This is a genomic window from Robertmurraya sp. GLU-23, assembly GCF_052983275.1.
In genome coordinates, this window is the sequence record NZ_JBRKCV010000012.1 from 92,249 (window position 1) to 111,042 (window position 18,794).

Genomic DNA, 18,794 nt, shown 5'->3' on the forward strand with positions numbered 1-18,794 from the left:
AAATAGAGATGAAGAAACTGGTAAAAGGGACTACACTGGCAGCTGTACTAGCAATGACGTTAGCAGGATGTGGAGGTGGGTCTGAAACTCAGTCTGCCAATGCTGATGCTTCAGAAAATAAACAAATCATATTTGATTTAAGTATTCCTGAGCCAGAAGGAGCAAAGTTTGATGTGGCAGCAAAGGCTTTCAAAGATGAATTAGAAGAATTAACGGATGATCAACTAACCGTAAAAATTCATTATAATAACTCGCTTGGTGGAGAACGAGAAGTGTTTGAATTAATGGGTATGGGTTCCTTGGATATGGCCATTCAATCCGCTGGGCCAATGGGTAACTGGGTTCCTGAATTTAATATGTTTGATCTTCCTTTCCTTTTTGACAATCTTGAACACGCACGAGCTGTGTTAGATGGTGAAATTGGGGATGAACTTGCTCAAAAATTTGAAACAGAAACAAATGTAAAAGTACTTGGTTGGGTTGAAAATGGTTTTGTTGCAACATCTTCAAATAAACCTATTAAGACTGTGGACGACGTAAAGGGATTAAAAGTTCGTGTGCAGGAAAATGAGTTACAGATTGATGCATGGAAAGCATATGGAGCGGACGCTACACCTATGGCATGGACTGAGGTGTTTACTGGATTACAACAAGGGGTTATTGATGGGCATTCTAACTCTTTAGCAACCATTCAAACATCAAAGATTTTTGAAGTTCAAAGTCATGTTGCATTATTAGAAGACCGTTACGCCCCAGGTCCGATTTCTATTAGTAAGAAAACGTTTGATAGTCTTACACCAGAGCAACAAGAGGCTGTTATTAAGGCAGCTGAGCACGCAGAACCAATTGGAAGACAAGCGAACGATGACAAAATTAGTGAAGCAGCTGAATTCCTTAAAGAACAGGGGTTGGAGTTGACAGAACCTGACAAGGAATCGTTTAAAGCAAAGACCGATTCTGTATATAAGAAATGGGCACCTAAGATTGGTGAGGAAATGATTGAAAAAGTTAAGAATTTTAAGTATTAGTATCCTCTTGAGGGCAATATGAACGGTGAAATATTGTCCTCCCTTAAGGAGTTGAAAAAATGAAGAGCATAAGCGGAATGTATATTCGAACGATCGATAAGTTGAACAAATTTTTTGGTTATGCCTTAGCTTTTATATTGGCATTTATGACAATCATTATCTTCTGGCAGGTCATCGCACGATATGTAGTAGGTTCCTCCTTAGCTTGGTCTGAGGAATTATCGCGGTTTCTGATGATCTTAATGATATTAATTGGCTCTTCCTTAGCTCTTAGAGATAACGAGTTAATATCTGTGGAAATTCTTCCAGAAGTATTAAAAGGAAAAGCTAAAAAATGGCTAACTATTTTAGTGCATTTCATATCGACTTTCTTTTATATCGTATTAATGTTCTATGGGTGGAAGGTAGCACAAAGTTTTGGAAATCAGATCGCTCCTGGAACAGGAATTTCAATGTTCTTTATTTACCTTTCCTTACCTCTTGGAGGGCTACTGCTTCTGTTAAATACAATAACATGTATTTTAGAACAGTTTATAGGAAGAAAGGAGTGATGGGATGTTACCAGTATTTTTTATTTCACTATTTGTGTTTATTTTCTTAAGTGTACCAGTGGCGTTTTCTTTAGGGTTGTCTACGGTATTAGGAGTGTGGCTGCATGATACACTGCCTTTAGAAATTGTTCCTCAAAGGATATTTGTTTCTATGAATTCCTTTCCTTTGATGGCCATTCCTTTCTTTATCCTTGCTGGAAATTTAATGGGTGCCGGGAGTATGTCAAAGAGGCTTGTTAATTTTGCTAGCTCACTTGTTGGCCATTTTACCGGTGGCTTAGCCATGGTGGCAATCGTGACATCCATGTTTTTTGCGGCTATTTCAGGTTCGGGAGCAGCAACTACAGCTGCTATTGGATCCATACTGATTCCAGCCATGGTGGCCAGAGGTTACAAAATTGAGTATGCAGCAGCAAATCAAGCCGTTTCCGGAGCATTGGGAATCATTATTCCACCAAGTATTGCTATGATCCTGTACGGAGTGGCTGCAGAGGTCTCAATTGGAGATCTGTTTATTGCAGGAATTCTCCCGGGGTTATTGATCACTTTCTCTCTACTTGTAAGTGCGTATATTATTGCCAATCGGAATGGTTATAAAGGGGAAGAGAGAAAAAGTTTTCCGGATGTATTAAAGTCTTTCAAAGAATCAATTTTAGCATTATTGATGCCAATAATCGTACTAGGTGGGATTTATTCGGGTATTTTCACTCCAACGGAAGCTTCAGTTGTAGCTGTTGTTTATTCTTTTGTAGTTGGTTATTTCGTTTACCGAGACCTAAGCATATTACAAGTGGCTGATACATTAAAGAAATCCGCTATAAGCAGTTCCGTTATTATGATAGTCATTGGAACGGCAGGATTATTTGGGTTCTTTATTGAAATGAATGGTGTACCGGGTATGATTTATAGTTCTATCTCAGACGTCATAACAAATAAATATATCTTTTTAATTATCGTTAATATCATTTTATTTGTGGCTGGTATGTTCCTAGAGGGGGGAGCGGCAATCCTAATTTTTGTGCCATTATTACTAGGTACTGCAGTAAATTTAGGAATAGATCCTGTTCACTTTGGGGTCATAATGGTGTGTAACTTAGCAATTGGTCTAGTAACACCACCAGTTGGCATTGATTTATTCGTGGTTTCACAGCTAACGAAGTTATCGATTGTAAGAATTGCCAAAGCAGTCATTCCATTGATCTTTATTTTAATCGTAGACGTGCTAGTGATTTCTTTCTTCCCACCACTTTCTACTTGGCTGCCTTCTCTTTTAAAATAGCAAGAATTGTTTGATTGAAAAAGCAAGATAAGTTCATCTTCTTATCTTGTTAATTTTTCACCATTTTGGTAAAGCGCTTAACTAAATAATACAAATGGAACTAAAGGAGGATTTTTTTATGAATTCGTCGTTAAGTAAGGAAAAAATAATGTTACTAAAAGAAAAAGCATCTGAGGCTAGGAAACTGATAATTGAGACCGTTCATCATGCAGGGGCGGGTCATATCGGAGGTCCAATGTCAGCAACCGATATTTTAACCAATTTATATTTTCATGAAATGAATATCGATCCTGATGATCCAAGAAATGAGGAAAGAGATCGATTTGTATTGTCTAAGGGACATTCAGCGATTGGCCTTTATGCAGTTTTGGCATTGAGAGGCTATTTACCAGTAGAAGAACTCCAAACCTTTGATTCATTAAATTCCCGTTTGCAGGCTCATCCAGATATGAACACTCTACCTGGTCTTGACATGTCTACTGGTTCTTTAGGTCAGGGAATCTCTGCGGCTGTTGGAATTGCGTTAGGGGCGAAGCTTCAAGGTAAAAGATACCGAACGTACTGCATGATTGGAGATGGAGAATCTCAAGAAGGGCAAGTGTGGGAGGCTGCGGATATTGCTTCTAAATATGAACTAGATAATTTAGTTGGCATCCTTGATTATAATAAGCTGCAGCAATTTGGTTGGAGTGGAGAAGAGAAGTCTAGAAAGAGCCCTATCCATGACCCAAAAGATAGATGGGAATCTTTTGGATGGCACGTGATTGAAATTGACGGCCATAACCAAGAGGAAATAGAGCATGCATTCAATGAAGCGAGAGTAGTTAAGACAAAACCAGTTATGATCATTGCAAACACAGTAAAAGGCAAGGGTGTTTCATTTATGGAAAACCAATATCTATGGCATTCGCGTATTCCGACAGATGATGAGCTAAATCAGGCGAAAAAAGAACTCGAAATGGGGGCATTGTAATGAAAAGTGTAGTTCCACAAAAAAATGTATCAATGAGAGATGTGTTTGGCGATACACTACTTAAATTTTCCTTGGAGTCTAGTCGAGTGTATGCGATTGATGGTGACTTAGCGAATTCTACCAAATTAGATACAGTGGCTAATGGCAATCCAAAGAAGTTTCTACAAATGGGAATTGCTGAACAGAATATGATGAGTGTTGCTGCTGGACTTGCGACAACGGGTTTACAGCCTTGGGCATGTACATTTGCTGCCTTCTTGTCCAAACGGGCAATTGATCAAATACAAGTTCAAATTGCACAGCCGAAGCTAGATGTGAAAATGATTGGTGCTTATAGCGGTTTATTAACGGGAGTTACAGGAAAAACACACCAGTCACTTGAAGATATTGCGATCTTCCGCTCTCTTGCCAATATGGTTGTTCTTGCTCCCGCAGATGCCATTGAAATGAAGCAAATGATGGAGTTTGCACATAAGTACGAAGGTCCTGTCTATATACGAATCGCACGTGATCCGTATCCTGTAATTGTTGATGGTAAGTATCAGTTTGAATTCGGGAAAGCTGCTACCTTAAAAGATGGAAAAGATATAACGATTATTTCAACAGGAACACAAACTAGTCGTTCATTAGTGGCTGCGAAACAACTAGAAGCCGAAGGGATTTCAGTTGCGGTTGTTCATATGCCTACGATCAAACCTTTGGATAATGAAGCAATCGTTAAAGCAGCAGAGTGCACTGGAGTTATTGTAACCGCTGAAGAACATAGTATTTATGGTGGACTAGGAAGTGCTGTGGCAGAGGTACTAGTTGAAGGATGTCCAGTTCCGATGTTACGTGTAGGTGTGAAGGATGTAAACTCTGAATCTGCAAATAATGACGATTTGCTTGAAAAGTATGGGCTTTCTGAAGGACATATCGTTAAAGTTGTGAAAGAAGCACTAAAGAAGAAACAAAAATAAACAAATCAGAGGGGACTGGAAAGCATGCAAACGAGTATTGTAACGGAAAAACTTTTTATAGATGGTAAATGGGTCGAAACGTCAAACACACACAAAGTGTATAACAAATTTACGGGTGAGCTATTTTCTGAAATTTGTATAGCTGATGAATTAAGCGTAAATCAGGCAGTCGAAGCAGCGGTCTATGCACATAAATATACGCAGTTTCCAGCTGACTTCCGCTACCAAGTATTGATGAAAACTGCTGAACTATTGTTACAGGATGTCGATGCTTTAGCAGAGATTATCGCGAAGGAAGGGGGAAAGCCGATTACTGACGCAAAGGCAGAAGTGAGACGTTCAGCCTCTACCCTACAGATCGCTGCAGATGAAGCCAAAAAGCTAGTCGGAGAAATCATACCGAACTACAATGTACAAGGCCGCTTTCTATATACAATAAAAAAGCCGGTTGGGGTAGTAGCCGCGATTACACCATTCAATTTCCCACTGAATCTAGTGGTGCACAAAGTAGCACCAGCTTTAGCAGCAGGTAATCCAGTAATTCTAAAGCCGGCATCCGACACTGCCACTATTGCTATTAAACTATGTGAATTGTTAGAACAAGCCGGTGTTCCTAAAGGTTTCTTACACTGTGTAATAGGAAGCGGTGGAACTGTAGGGGAACAACTTTTAAACGATGAAAGAATTACACATTATACATTTACCGGATCACCTGCAGTAGGAAAACATATACAAAAAACCATTGGTTTAAGAAAAGCGACATTAGAGCTAGGTTCAAACTCTGCTACGATTGTTCATGGAGATGCGGACATTTCGAAAGCAGCCGCAAAACTTGCTAAGATGGCATTTGCGCATGCTGGACAAATTTGTATTTCAGTACAGAGAATATTTGTTCAAAACCCAGTAAAGGAAAAGTTTCTTGAACTATTTTTGAGCGAAGTGTCTCGCTTAAAGGTAGGAGATCCTCTTGACCCAGAAACCGTTGTTGGTCCCATGATTAGTGTAAAAGAAGCGGAACGAATTGAGCAGTGGGTAGAGGAAGCGGCGTCAGCGGGTGCTGAAATATTAACAGGTGGAAAGCGTGAGGGAAGTATTTATTATCCGACAGTCATTACAAATATAAAAAAGGGAATGAAAGTGTCAGACGAGGAAGTGTTTGCCCCAGTAGTAACTGTAACTTCATACGATACTCTTGAAGAAGCAATTGAATGGGTGAATGATTCAAAATATGGTCTTCAAGCCGGTATTTACACATCTGACTTAAGTCTTTCTTATAAAATTCCATACCTTCTTGAGGTTGGTGGAGTTGTAATCAACGATACCTGTTGTTTCCGGACAGATCAGATGCCATATGGAGGAGTAAAAGAAAGTGGGAATGGCAAGGAAGGTCCAGCTTACGCCATTCAGGAACTTGTTGAAACAGTAACCGTTGTAGTAAACCTCGAAGATTAATAGTCTAAAAGTATTTTAGGAGGGTTGGTTAAAATGAAAACCTTTAAGATTGCCGTCATCCCAGGTGATGGAATCGGTCCTGAAGTGATTAATGAAGGAATCAAACTGATGAATCGAATCGCTGAACTGGACGGACGAATGAAATTCGAGTTTACACATTTCTCATGGGGATGCGAATATTATTTAAAGCACGGGAGGATGATGGATGAGGACGGGATCGAGCAGCTGAAAAGCTTTGATGCTATCTACCTTGGGGCAGTTGGCTATCCAGGTGTTCCAGATCATATTTCACTTTGGGACCTCCTTTTAAGAATCCGTAAAGAGTTTGATCAATACGTAAATATTCGCCCTATTACTCTTTTAAACGGTGCACCTTGTCCCATAGTCGGAGGAAGTAAAGATACGATTGATATGCTCTTTATCCGAGAGAATAGTGAGGGAGAGTATGCAGGAGCTGGAGACTGGCTTTTCAAAGGAAAGCCTCAGGAAGTGGTTCTTCAGACAGGTGTCTTTTCAAGAGTAGGTACCGAGCGAATTATTCGTTATGCATTTGAAACAGCATCTAGAGGAGGAAAGACTTTAACTAGTATTAGTAAAGGAAATGCCCTGAACTATTCAATGGTTTTCTGGGATCAAGTGTTTGAGGAAGTGGGTAAGGAATACCCAAATGTTAAAACCTACTCCTATTTAGTGGATGCAGCAGCCATGTTTATGATTAAGGATCCAAAGAGATTTGAAGTAGTAGTAACTTCGAACTTATTCGGTGATATACTAACCGATTTGGGAGCGGCACTGGCAGGGGGATTAGGATTGGCCGCTGGAGCTAATATTAATCCTGAAAGAAAGTACCCTTCCATGTTTGAACCAATTCATGGATCAGCACCAGATATTGCTGGAAAGGGAATAGCAAACCCTCTAGCAGCTATTTGGTCTGCCAGTCAAATGTTTGACTTCTTTGGTTTCGAGGATATTGGCAAGCAGATCCTTCATTCCACGGAGCAAACACTAGTAGAGGGTTCTATACTTACTCCAGATTTGGGTGGTTATGCTTCTACTTCAGAGGTTGGGGCACGTGTTGTAGAGCTGTATACTGAAGTGGCTCAATCAAATGCAAGAGTATAAGTAATCATTTTATAAGGACTAGACAAAGTAGCTACTATTAGGTAGTTACTTTGTTGTTTATTGAGCTAATTAAACTAATAAATAATATTGGGAATTTTCAGAAACTATGATATATTGTTCTAATATTCAGAGAAAAAGGTGGGAATATGAAAATTCTAGTAGCTCCAGATTCCTATAAAGGCAGCTTATCAGCCCTTCAAGTGGGGACAATTATCAAGGATGCCTTTAGTAGGGAACTACCAGATCTAGATGTAGAAATCATTCCAATGGCTGACGGAGGTGAAGGTACACTCGAAACTCTCGTTTTTGCAACTAAGGGGAACCGAATTAAGGTCCGAGCAAGAGGGCCTTTGCAACAATTAATAGAAACAGAATTTGGTGTTTTAGGAGATGGAAAAACAGCTGTCATTGAAGTAGCGGCTATTTCAGGATTGCCAATGGTCCCCATTCAGGAGCGTAACCCAAAGCAGACAACTACATACGGAATTGGCGAAGTGATTTTACATGCCATGGAGGATGGATATCGAGAATTTATTGTAGGACTTGGGGGAAGCTCAACTAACGATGGTGGCATGGGAATGCTTCAAGCTCTTGGTGTAACATTCTTTAATAACGAAGGGGAGACGCTGCCACCAGTTGGAGAATCCATTTTTCATGTGAAAAGGGTGGATTTTTCTTCATTACATCCCCTCTTAAAAGAATGCAAGTTTATAATTGCGAACGATGTTACCAACCCATTATGTGGAAAGAATGGTGCATCCTATGTTTTTGGTCCTCAAAAGGGGATCAAACACGATCAACTGGAAGAGTTTGACCAGGCCATGAAACAATACGCACTTCTTGTTGAAAATCAATTAGGTGCGGAATTAAAACACATAGATGGTGCTGGTGCTGCAGGTGGGTTAGGTTTTGCCTTTCTCATGCTAAATGGAATAATGAAATCTGGTTCGAAAATTGTTGCCGAAGTAACGAATTTAAGACATTCCATAAAGAATTCAGATTTTGTTATTACGGGAGAAGGACAAAGTGATTTTCAAACACTATTTGGTAAAGTACCTATCTATATAGCGAATCTGGCAAATGAAGAAGGTGTCAAAACAATCTTGCTTTCTGGAAGCTTGGGCGAAGGACATGAGAAACTGCGTGATTATTTTATGAGCTGCCATTCCATAACAGTGGGCCCAATCTCTCTTGAGGAATGCATGAACAATGCCGAGCGACTTTTGTATAACCAAGCGAGAAATCTTGCTTCATTCCTGAAGGGGATATTAAGTGATACAGACCTTTAAATAGTAAGCGTTTCCCAAGGTATGAAAGTTGATGTTCCTAGAGTACGAGTGTTAATTGGTTCAAGTCCTATAGAGATATATACCAAGATGCTGATGCAGTTAATAATAATTCAATAGATTATAAGTGAAGGGAGTAGAGACGAAAATATTCTACTCCCTTTTAGTTATTGATGATTGTTTTTATAAATATTAGAACGGATATTTTCTATCAGTTGTCTGCACGGAGACCCATTTTGTCAAAGTAAATTCTTCGACAACCCATGGGTTACCAAATCTCCCTAAACCGCTTGCCTTATTGCCGCCGAATGGAATATTTGGTGCATCATTTACCGTTTGATCGTTTACGTGGGTCATTCCAGAATCAATTTGAAGAGCTAGTTCCTCGCCACGTGCTAAGTCACTTGTGAAAATGGATGAGCTTAATCCGTAAGCAGTGTCATTAGCGATTTCTATGGCTTCATTATCTGTCTGTGCCTTAATAATAGAAGCAATCGGAGCAAATAGTTCAGTTTGTGCTAGTTTGCTAGAATTTTTTACGTTTGTGAATACATATGGTGTCAGCACATTTCCAACTCTTTTTCCTTCTAAAGCGACCGTAGCACCTTCCTGTTTTGCCTCTTTAATATATTGAAGAGCCTTTGTTATTTGGTGTTCATTAATGAGTGGACCGATGATTGTTTGAGGGTCACTTGGATTTCCATAGGGAAGTTCTTTTGCCCTAGCAACAAATTTTTCAACAAATTCATCATATTTATCTTGGTGTACGATAATTCGGTTAACAATCATACAGATTTGACCTTGGTGGATAAATTTACCGAATATCGCAGCATTAACCGCTTGGTTTATATCAGCATCTGAGAGCACAACCAATGGGCTGTTCCCTCCTAATTCAAGTGCAACACGCTTCAAGTTTTGACCGGCAATTCCGCCAATATATCTTCCGACAGTAGAAGAACCGGTAAAACAGATCAAATCCAAGTTTGGATTAGTTAACATCCCATCACCAATTTCTTCAATATCCGTCAATATGACATTCAGAACACCTTTTGGAAGACCAGCATGCTCAAAGGCTTTTGCAATAATTGAACCTCCAGAAAGCCCAACTTGGATATCAGGTTTATGAACAATACTATTGCCTAATGCAATGGCAGGAGCGATCGCTCTCATCGAAAGGTTTAATGGAAAGTTAAAAGGAGTAATAGAAGAGATCACCCCGAGAGGAAGCTTATACACATGATTTAACTTTTCTGGGGAACCCGGGATTTCTTTAATTTTATATATTTCATCACAATAGTTAATGGCTTCCTTTAAAAAATCAATGGCTAAGTGATGTTCAACATTGGCCTTTAATATTGTCCCACCAGTTTCACGGATGATTGTATTTACAACTTCTTCTTTGTTCACAGTTAAATAGTCGATAGCCCGTTGGAGAACTGTTCTACGTTCTTCCACTTTCGATTTAGCCCATTCTTTTTGAGCCACCCTTGCTATCTTAAATGTTTCATCAAGCTGTTCACTTGTTGCTAATCTTACAGATGTGACTACAGAACGGTCGTAGGGATTTAAAATATCATAGATTCGTGTGCTTTCACCTTCCGTCCATTCACCATTAATATAACTTTTGTTTAACACCTTAATAGATTGCATACTCATTCCTCCTCTTGTTTTGTTGATACGTTTTCATTTTTGGGCAAAAATCAAGTAGGTGATGTTAGGAATTATATGAGTATGTAATTGGGTTGTAAACAGCCTTATTGCTATATATGCAACTTTTTAATAATGTTAAGTTTTTTTGTTCCTAGTGGCTCAAGTAAGTGGTTAATTTCATTTAGTAAAGTGGCTTGTAGATTTCTGGTTAATAATAATTGGTTTTATGTTATTATTCAAATATAAAAAATAACATCGAAAAATTGTTATTTGTAAATAACTACGGAGATGATAAATATGGTCTGGACTATTTTGTTTTTAATTCTTATAAGTTTAGTTAAAGTGTTACCAACCGTACTTCCACTAGGAGCAGTTGAATGGATTATGAGCAAGTTTGCAACACACTCGAAGCTTGATGATCAAAAGGTTTCTGTCACTATAGATGAAAATTCTTTAGATCATGAAGAGAAGATGGTATTTATTAAGGACTTTAACGAAGCGATCTTTATGGAAAAATATTATATTTATCCAGGAACAGAACATTCATATTTACCACCAGATAAAGATGGAAAACACATCATGATTGAAGCGAAAATGGGGAAAAACGATGTAAGACTTTATCTTTATCATGATAAGAATTCAATTGATGTGGTCAAACAGTTCAAGAAAAAGGTCATTTCGTATAATATTCATTCAGAAAAATTACAGGAATACTTTATTTCAAAAGGTAAGATAATAGTTTAATCGTATGATGCTGTGTGGACGGATTATTTATAGATTGATAGGGAAACTACCAAATATTTCTTGGTAGTTTTTCTATTTCACTTGACAAGAGAGGTCGAACAGGAGTAATTTATCTAATAGGGTTAGATAAATTAGAAGGGAGCTTATGATGGATTATAAAGAGTTGGCGGAAGAGCTGTTACGTAATATGACGAGAACAGCTAAGATGCCATTTCAGAAAAAAGTGGAAGATATTTCGCATGGAGAAAAGAAAATTTTAGGATTCCTTACGTTTGCAAAGAGCAGTGCTACTTCAGGTGAACTTAGTGAGGTATTATATCTAACTACTCCTCGTGTGGCGTCCGCACTCAATAGCTTAACCAAAAAAGGATTTATTAAACGCAGCAGAGATGCTAATGATAAACGCGTTGTCATTGTCACGATTACTGAAGAGGGAATTCATTTTATGGAAGAGGAACGCAAAGAGGCGTTATCGATGATTGAGCAAACACTTGAAAAACTTGGGGAACATGATGCGAAAGAATTTGTTCGTATCTTGAAAAGAATAACCGACATTACCATTGAAAATGAGTAATCAACGATGCAGGCACATAATATACGTCTGCTTTTAATTAATAAAGTATCTAACACTATTAGGTTTTTAGAGAAATGTATGGTTAGGGGGTAAATGAATGTTAAAAATATTTAAGCATCTTCAGGGAAAAGACTGGTTATTAATTATGTGCAGCTTGGTGTTTATCGTCGCACAGGTTTGGCTTGATTTAAAACTCCCTGACTATATGTATGAAATTACTATGCTCGTGCAAACAGAAGGAAGTAAGATGAGTGAGGTTCTCGTTCAGGGAGGATACATGATTCTATGTGCAGTAGGCAGTATGATCGCTGCTATGATTACTGGCTTTTTTGCCGCAAAAGTTGCTGCGGGATTTTCTGTTCGTCTTCGTGGAATGGTATTTGACAAGACGATGTCTTTCTCAATGGAAGAAACTAATGGTTTTTCCACCTCGAGTTTGATTACACGCTCAACCAATGATATTACACAAATTCAGCTACTAATTGCAACTGGACTTCAAGTCTTAGTCAAAGCTCCCATTTTAGCAGTTTGGGCAGTTCTTAAAATCATGGGGAAGAGCTGGCAATGGACAGCTGCTACTGGTTTTGCCGTATTGTTTATCATTGTCATGCTAGCCGTCATTATTATTGTCGCTTTGCCAAAGTTTAAAGTGATTCAAAGCTTGACGGACAATTTAAACCGAGTAACAAGAGAACATTTGTCTGGCATTCGGGTCGTTCATGCCTATAATGCTGGAGCCTATCAGGAAGAAAAGTTTGACCAAGCGAACAATGATCTTACGAATACGAATTTATTTACAAGCCGAGTGATGGCAATTTTGATGCCAACGATGGGATTAATCATGTCTGGTCTCGGTCTAGTCATTTATTGGATTGGAGCATTTTTAATCAACCAGGCTGCTGTACCTGATCGACTATCCTTGTTCTCAGATATGGTTGTATTCTCGTCATATGCGGTGCAGGTAATCATGGCCTTTATGATGCTTTCGTTTGTGTTTATTATGCTTCCTCGTGCATCGGTCTCTGCTAAACGTATTAACGAAGTACTAAATACAAAGGCAAAAATTATAGATGGAAATTTGACCGAGGGTAAGGAAGGTCTTTCTGGAGAAATTGAATTCCGTAATGTTAGTTTTAAATACCCAGACGCAAAAGACTATATCCTTCGTAACGTCAGCTTCACCGCACATAAAGGAGAAACGTTGGCCATTATTGGGTCAACCGGTAGTGGGAAAACTTCATTAATAAATTTGATCCCACGATTTTATGATGCAACGGAGGGAGAAATTTTCATTAATGGAGTGAACGTGAAAACTTATTCTCAGGAAGCATTACACGATAAGCTCGGGTATGTATCTCAAAAAGCTGTTTTATTCAGAGGGACCGTGTCTTCCAATGTAGCTTACGGTCACAACATAGACAACGTATCCGAAGAAACAGGTATTAAAAAAGCGATAGAAATTGCACAAGCAACAGAATTTGTTGAAAAAATGGAAAATCAGTACAAAGGTGAGATTGCTCAGGGTGGTACCAATATTTCTGGAGGACAGAAACAAAGATTGTCTATCGCACGTGCGATTTTCAAACAACCTGAAATTTATTTGTTCGATGATTCATTTTCTGCATTAGATTATAAGACTGATAGAATATTGCGTTCGTTATTGAAAAAAGAAATTAAGGATGCCACAGCGATCATTGTGGCACAACGAATAGGTACCATTAAAGATGCAGACCGAATTATTGTTTTAGACGATGGGGAAGTCGTCGGCATGGGAACGCATCGAGAGCTTATGATCAATTGCGAAGTATATCAAGAAATTGCTTATTCTCAATTGTCAAAGGAGGAGCTTGAAATTGGGTAAGAAAAATCATAAAACTAATGCCATGAAACATCCTCAACACGGGGGACCGTCCCCTTCAAATGGGATTAATAAAGCCTCCTTAAAACAGCTCATATCGTATTGTAAAGCATATATACCTATTATTTCTGTTGCCTTAGTCCTTGCTATGTTAGGTTCAGTTTTCAATATCGTTGGACCAGAACTGCTTAGTCAAATTACAGATTTCATTACAGAGGGCTTGATGACCAAAATTGATCTTGATGCTGTGGTTAAAATCGCAACGATTCTTGCTTTTCTATATGGGTTAGCGTTTATATTCAACTACATCCAAGGGTATATTATGGCCACTGTCACTCAGAAAGTGTCAAAAAAATTACGTGCAGAGATTTCAACGAAAATCAATCGATTACCATTAAAGTATTTTGACTCAACAAGTACAGGAGACGTCCTTAGCCGTGTAACAAATGATGTTGACATGATTGGACAAACGATGAATCAGAGTTTAAGTACATTGGTCTCAGCTATTACCATGTTTGTTGGGTCACTGATTATGATGTTTTACACGAACTGGATGATGGCTCTTTCAGCTGTACTTTCTACCATTTTAGGGTTTGCGCTCATGACGTACATCATTTCAAAATCTCAAAAATACTTTGCCCAGCAGCAAAAAGAGCTAGGGAAATTGAATGGTCATATTGAAGAAATTTATACGGGACATCATGTAGTGAAAGTATATAACGGAGAGAAAGAAGCCAAGGAAACGTTCCGTGAAATTAACTCACGCCTATACAATAGCGCATGGAAATCTCAATTCATGTCTGGTCTAATGATGCCGCTCATGATGTTTGTCGGGAACTTCGGATATGTGGTGGTGTGTTTAGTCGGAGCTGTGCTTGCGGTTAATGGTAGTATCTCATTTGGGGTGATTGTTGCCTTTATGATTTACATTCGTCTCTTCACACAGCCACTATCACAGCTTGCACAAGCAGCCACAAATCTTCAGTCCACAACTGCTGCGAGTGAACGTGTATTTGAATTTCTTGGAGAAGAAGAACTGGCAAATGAAGGTGGAAAGACACTAAGACTGGAAAGTGCAAAAGGTGATGTGGAGTTTAAGCATGTTAGCTTTGGTTATAATCAAGATAAAATGGTTATTAAGGACTTTTCCGCAAAGGCAAATGCAGGGCAAAAAGTGGCGATTGTCGGCCCTACAGGTGCAGGGAAGACCACTTTGATTAATCTATTGATGCGTTTTTATGAAGTGAACAGTGGGGAAATCTTAATCGACGGTGTTCCAACAAGTAACCTCACACGACAAAATATCCATGAACTATTCTGTATGGTACTTCAAGATACATGGTTGTTTGAAGGAACGATACGAGAAAATATTGTTTACTCTCGAAAAGGAGTTTCTATTGATCAGGTAGAGGAAGCCTGCAAAGCAGTAGGTTTACATCACTTTATTACAACCCTTCCTAATGGGTATGACACAGTACTTGATGATAAAGCGAATCTTTCTGCGGGACAAAAACAGTTAATTACCATCGCTCGTGCCATGGTTGAGGATGCTCCGTTGCTGATACTCGATGAAGCAACAAGTTCTGTTGATACACGTACAGAATTATTGATTCAAGAAGCAATGGATAAGCTGACTGTGGGCAAAACTTCATTTGTTATTGCACACAGACTTTCAACAATTAAAAATGCAGACTTAATTCTTGTAATGAAGGATGGAGACATTATTGAAAGTGGGAAGCATCAAGAACTGCTTTTGAAAAATGGATTTTATTCGGATTTATATAATAGTCAGTTTGAGGATGCATCTTAATAATTTAAACACCCTGAAGATTCATATCTCCAGGGTGTTTATTTATTATTGAAGCATATGCTTTCTCTGATTTTCTTCCATTAAGAATTGAATAAAATGGTTAATCGCATGAGCGTTTGGCTGTTCTTTTATAAGAGTAATATATTCTTTCTTATGGTAATCAGTGGCAACTTCACTATTGTTAATTCGATCAATAATATATGCCGAACTTTGCTTCTGAATTTCTTTTTGATGGAATCTTAGCTCCCGAAATAAAGCGAATCCAAGTGCACCAATTATGGCGTAGATGAGGATGGTTGGAATGGTTTCCTGAGTAATCTCACCGAAAAATAATGTATAACCAAGATTGAATAGTGATACCCAAATTAAGGGCATGGTCCATAACGCATATCTAGATACCTTCTTCATTAAGGGAGAAAGTTTTTCCTGCATGAGTTCGATTTCTCTTTTAATATAATGGGGCATTTCCTTTGTGAAAAGCTTCATATTTTTTTTCTTCCTTTCCCTTGATTTGTTGGATGAAAAACAAAAAGACCTTTACCAAAATAAATTGGTAAAGGTCTTGCTAACAACAGTAGTTGCCAACAAAGCCGAGAGCCAGCTGCTCCGTAATGACGACCTTGTTGTAAAAGCTACTCCCCTTTAGGAAGTATGAAATTTATACTTTTATTATAGGGAAAACAGGTATTTCTGTCAATTTTGAACCATGATTCGTTTTGTCTAAAAATGGTATAATGATGAAAAGAAATAACTGATAAGGGTGGGGAACTATGTCTATAGACATTCATACATTTCCAAATCTTGAAACCGATAGATTAGTATTGAGAAAAATGACAAAAGACGATGCGAGCGATATATTTAGCTACCTTTCTGATAATGAAGTAATGAAATATTATGGATTGGAACCCTTTAAAACCATCAATGAGGCATTGGACGAGATATCATGGTATCAATCCCTTGAAAAAAACCATACTGGATTAAGATGGGGAATTACGTTAAAAGAAAAAGGAATAATTATAGGTAGTTGTGGTTTTCATAACTTTGCTTCTCAACATTTCCGTACAGAGATTGGATTTGAATTGAGTAGAGATTACTGGGGAAAAGGAATAGCAGGCGAGGCATTAAAAGCGATCATTTCCTATGGTTTTCAACAATTTGGATTTCAAAGGATAGAAGCTTTAATTGAACCTCCTAACCTATTATCCCAAAGATTAGTGGAGAAACAGGGATTTATTAGAGAAGGATTACTGAGAAAATATGAATATACTTGCGGGAAATTTGATGATTTATATATGTATTCATTGTTGAAGGAGGAATTCTCTCAATCAGAATTATGACTTATCCATCCTTTGTGGAGTGGACTGCATTAGGGCAGTCCTATTTTTTTTATTTAAAAATAAATCTAGTTGAAAAACATTCTCAATTACTGTTGACATTATTTGTTTATCAATATAAGATTGTAAATATGAAAATGATAATCATTATCAATACATAAAAGGAGACAAGAAAAAATGAAAAAATTAGGTTTATTTTCTCTTATTTTCACCATGCTGTTTTTACTAGCAGCGTGTGGCAGTTCGGAGGAAGCGAGTACAAGTGGAAGTACAGAAGAGAAAAAAGAAGAAGAATTAAAGGAAGTTACGTTCACACATGAATACGGAGAAGTAACACTTGAGAAAAATCCTGAGAAAGTAGTTGTTTTTGACTTTGGAATATTAGATGCATTAGATGCACTAGGTGTAGAAGTAGCAGGGCTTCCGCAGGCCATTGTACCTGAAAGTCTAGAAAAGTACAAAGGTTCCGAATATACAAATGTAGGTAGTTTAAAAGAACCTGACTTTGAAGCCATCCATGAATTACAGCCAGATGTGATTTTTATCTCAGGAAGACAAGCTGAATTATATGAGCAATTTGCTGAGATTGCCCCAACAATTTTTGTTGATGTTGATTATGCGAATTACATTCCTTCCCTTGAAGAAAATTTCAACATTATAGCTGAACTGTTTGAAAAAGAGGATGTATTAAAAACTAAAATGGAAGAGTTACAAACAAGTATAGACGAGGTGAATAAAGAAGCATCTGCATCTGAAAGTAAAGCTCTGATTCTATTAGCTAACGAAGGAAAAGTCAGTGCGTATGGACCAGGTTCACGATACGGATTCGTTCATGATGTGTTTGGCTTTAAGGCAGTAGATGAAAATATAGAGGTCTCTCAGCACGGTCAAAGCATAACGTTTGAATACATTCTCGAGAAAAATCCAGATGTAATTTTTGTTATTGACCGCTCTGCAGCTGTCGGTGGAGAAGTAGGAGCGAAAGAAACAATCGAAAACGAGCTAGTCAAGAAAACAAACGCTTATAAAAATGGAAAGATTATATACCTAGATGCAGTTAACTGGTATATTGCTGGGAACGGTATTACATCTACACAAGCAATGACGGAAGAAGTAAAAGCAGCACTAGAATAGTAAGGAACGCCGGGACAAATGTTCCGGTTTTGTTTGTTTGAAAAATAAACGGTGAAATTCCGCTTAACTAGGGAAATACCCATATTTCCCTAAAAATAAAGGGAGCTTTTCCGTTTATATGATCCAAATCTTTGGATTTTGTCTTATTTAGAGCAGTTAGTCGGAATATCTCCGCTTATATCTGCTTTCAAAGCCTCCACAATATACATTAGCAGGAAATTATCCGCTTATGAAAATGAATTCTATCCTTTATTATAAAGCAAAGCAGTACCGTCTTCACTTCTAGAAAGCATTCAAAGATGCTATAACAATAGACAATTTTCTTCAGTAGAAGAGTTTATGAAAGAAATCTTCAAGTCAAAAGTGTTACGCCAACTTCGTGTACCTAAGGAGGTGTAGCAAGGGTTTTTATTGACAGATATTTAGGGTCGCTATATTATTTAAAATATGAGGTGACTAAATAATGGAATCAGAGGAAAAACAATTAGAGCAATTTGTAGATAGTGTTCAAGCAATTGGTCGACACATGAAGAGGAGTCAAAGGAATAATCAAGAAGGAACCGAGATTACGAAGACACAGTGGATGATTTTACGTTTTCTAGCCAAACAAGATGGATGTACAATCGGTCAGCTTGCGGATCGGCTAGAAGTTCGTTCGAGTTCCATGTCTCAAATGATTGATCGATTAGAGTTAGCTGGGACGGTTTACCGTGAACCGGATAAAAATGATGCAAGAACACGCATCGTAAAATTAACTGAGGCTGGAAAAGAAATGATTTCTAAAATAAAACATTCCAGAATGGAGATGCTGGCTGGTCCCTTTAATCAGCTAACCCAGGAGGAACAGAACACGCTGGTTGAAATTATGATGAAAATGACAGCAAATCTCAAGCCACATGGTTCACACTGTAGGAAAGAAGACTAGCAGGTTTTATTCGGCTTTAAGCCGGTTAAATAGTTAGGTTCGCTATATAATATAAAATGAAATCGACCAACTCAACGTAGTATTCTTGTATCATTTTTTTTGCCTTGTTAGAGAG

Annotated in this window: 17 protein-coding genes; 15 read left to right on the top strand and 2 right to left on the bottom strand. The window is 38.1% G+C overall.

What is annotated here, in order from left to right:
• Positions 1 to 8: 8 nt before the first annotated feature.
• From dctP to ACVBAX_RS17700, 8 genes are all read left to right on the top strand, one after another.
• The gene (gene dctP, locus ACVBAX_RS17665) at positions 9 to 1,028 is read left to right on the top strand and encodes a TRAP transporter substrate-binding protein DctP (protein ID WP_447118187.1); all 1,020 of its coding nucleotides are present in this window, start codon (positions 9 to 11) and stop codon (positions 1,026 to 1,028) included.
• 59 nt (positions 1,029 to 1,087) lie between these two features.
• Complete coding sequence (locus ACVBAX_RS17670) at positions 1,088 to 1,579, top strand: TRAP transporter small permease (RefSeq protein WP_447118188.1); 492 nt, start codon at positions 1,088 to 1,090, stop codon at positions 1,577 to 1,579.
• A 4-nt stretch (positions 1,580 to 1,583) separates the two neighbouring features.
• Complete coding sequence (locus ACVBAX_RS17675; protein ID WP_447118189.1) at positions 1,584 to 2,858, top strand: TRAP transporter large permease; 1,275 nt, start codon at positions 1,584 to 1,586, stop codon at positions 2,856 to 2,858.
• Between the two features lie 118 nt (positions 2,859 to 2,976).
• Complete coding sequence (locus tag ACVBAX_RS17680; protein WP_447118190.1) at positions 2,977 to 3,831, top strand: transketolase; 855 nt, start codon at positions 2,977 to 2,979, stop codon at positions 3,829 to 3,831.
• Complete coding sequence (locus tag ACVBAX_RS17685; RefSeq protein WP_447118191.1) at positions 3,831 to 4,790, top strand: transketolase family protein; 960 nt, start codon at positions 3,831 to 3,833, stop codon at positions 4,788 to 4,790. The genes ACVBAX_RS17680 and ACVBAX_RS17685 overlap by 1 nt, the downstream gene beginning before the upstream one ends.
• Before the next feature lie 24 nt (positions 4,791 to 4,814).
• Entirely contained in the window at positions 4,815 to 6,242 is a 1,428-nt protein-coding gene (locus ACVBAX_RS17690; protein ID WP_430773488.1) for an aldehyde dehydrogenase family protein, read from the top strand.
• A gap of 33 nt (positions 6,243 to 6,275) precedes the next feature.
• A complete protein-coding gene (locus ACVBAX_RS17695) occupies positions 6,276 to 7,364 on the top strand; it encodes a tartrate dehydrogenase (protein ID WP_447118192.1) in 1,089 nt (362 codons plus the stop codon).
• A gap of 146 nt (positions 7,365 to 7,510) precedes the next feature.
• Positions 7,511 to 8,653 carry a glycerate kinase gene (locus ACVBAX_RS17700; RefSeq protein ID WP_447118193.1) on the top strand — a complete coding sequence of 381 codons (1,143 nt, stop codon included), beginning with the start codon at positions 7,511 to 7,513 and terminating at the stop codon, positions 8,651 to 8,653.
• Between the two features lie 189 nt (positions 8,654 to 8,842).
• Here the strand turns inward: ACVBAX_RS17700 and ACVBAX_RS17705 are convergent, their stop codons facing one another.
• On the bottom strand, positions 8,843 to 10,300 hold the full coding sequence (locus ACVBAX_RS17705; RefSeq protein ID WP_447118194.1) for an aldehyde dehydrogenase family protein: 1,458 nt from the start codon (positions 10,298 to 10,300) through the stop codon (positions 8,843 to 8,845).
• 297 nt (positions 10,301 to 10,597) lie between these two features.
• On the opposite strand from ACVBAX_RS17705, the gene ACVBAX_RS17710 reads away from it, so the two are divergent.
• The 4 genes from ACVBAX_RS17710 to ACVBAX_RS17725 all read left to right on the top strand — a co-directional run bounded on the left by ACVBAX_RS17710 (position 10,598) and on the right by ACVBAX_RS17725 (position 15,286).
• Complete coding sequence (locus ACVBAX_RS17710) at positions 10,598 to 11,044, top strand: YfmQ family protein (RefSeq protein ID WP_447118195.1); 447 nt, start codon at positions 10,598 to 10,600, stop codon at positions 11,042 to 11,044.
• 145 nt (positions 11,045 to 11,189) lie between these two features.
• Positions 11,190 to 11,618, top strand: a complete 429-nt coding sequence (locus tag ACVBAX_RS17715; protein ID WP_447118196.1) for a MarR family winged helix-turn-helix transcriptional regulator — start codon at positions 11,190 to 11,192, stop codon at positions 11,616 to 11,618.
• 97 nt (positions 11,619 to 11,715) lie between these two features.
• Positions 11,716 to 13,479, top strand: coding sequence for an ABC transporter ATP-binding protein (locus tag ACVBAX_RS17720; protein ID WP_447118197.1), 1,764 nt, complete (start codon positions 11,716 to 11,718; stop codon positions 13,477 to 13,479).
• A 22-nt stretch (positions 13,480 to 13,501) separates the two neighbouring features.
• Positions 13,502 to 15,286 carry an ABC transporter ATP-binding protein gene (locus ACVBAX_RS17725; RefSeq protein WP_447118234.1) on the top strand — a complete coding sequence of 595 codons (1,785 nt, stop codon included), beginning with the start codon at positions 13,502 to 13,504 and terminating at the stop codon, positions 15,284 to 15,286.
• A gap of 45 nt (positions 15,287 to 15,331) precedes the next feature.
• Here ACVBAX_RS17725 and ACVBAX_RS17730 read toward each other — a convergent pair whose 3' ends face one another.
• Entirely contained in the window at positions 15,332 to 15,772 is a 441-nt protein-coding gene (locus ACVBAX_RS17730; RefSeq protein WP_447118198.1) for a DUF5392 family protein, read from the bottom strand.
• Between the two features lie 284 nt (positions 15,773 to 16,056).
• Between ACVBAX_RS17730 and ACVBAX_RS17735 the strand changes: the two genes are divergently transcribed.
• From ACVBAX_RS17735 to ACVBAX_RS17745, 3 genes are all read left to right on the top strand, one after another.
• Complete coding sequence (locus ACVBAX_RS17735) at positions 16,057 to 16,623, top strand: GNAT family N-acetyltransferase (protein ID WP_447118199.1); 567 nt, start codon at positions 16,057 to 16,059, stop codon at positions 16,621 to 16,623.
• A gap of 174 nt (positions 16,624 to 16,797) precedes the next feature.
• Positions 16,798 to 17,754, top strand: coding sequence for a siderophore ABC transporter substrate-binding protein (locus tag ACVBAX_RS17740; RefSeq protein ID WP_447118200.1), 957 nt, complete (start codon positions 16,798 to 16,800; stop codon positions 17,752 to 17,754).
• 463 nt (positions 17,755 to 18,217) lie between these two features.
• Positions 18,218 to 18,679: a MarR family winged helix-turn-helix transcriptional regulator gene (locus tag ACVBAX_RS17745; RefSeq protein WP_430773499.1), complete on the top strand. Its 462-nt coding sequence runs from the start codon at positions 18,218 to 18,220 to the stop codon at positions 18,677 to 18,679.
• The last annotated feature ends 115 nt before the right edge of the window (positions 18,680 to 18,794 follow it).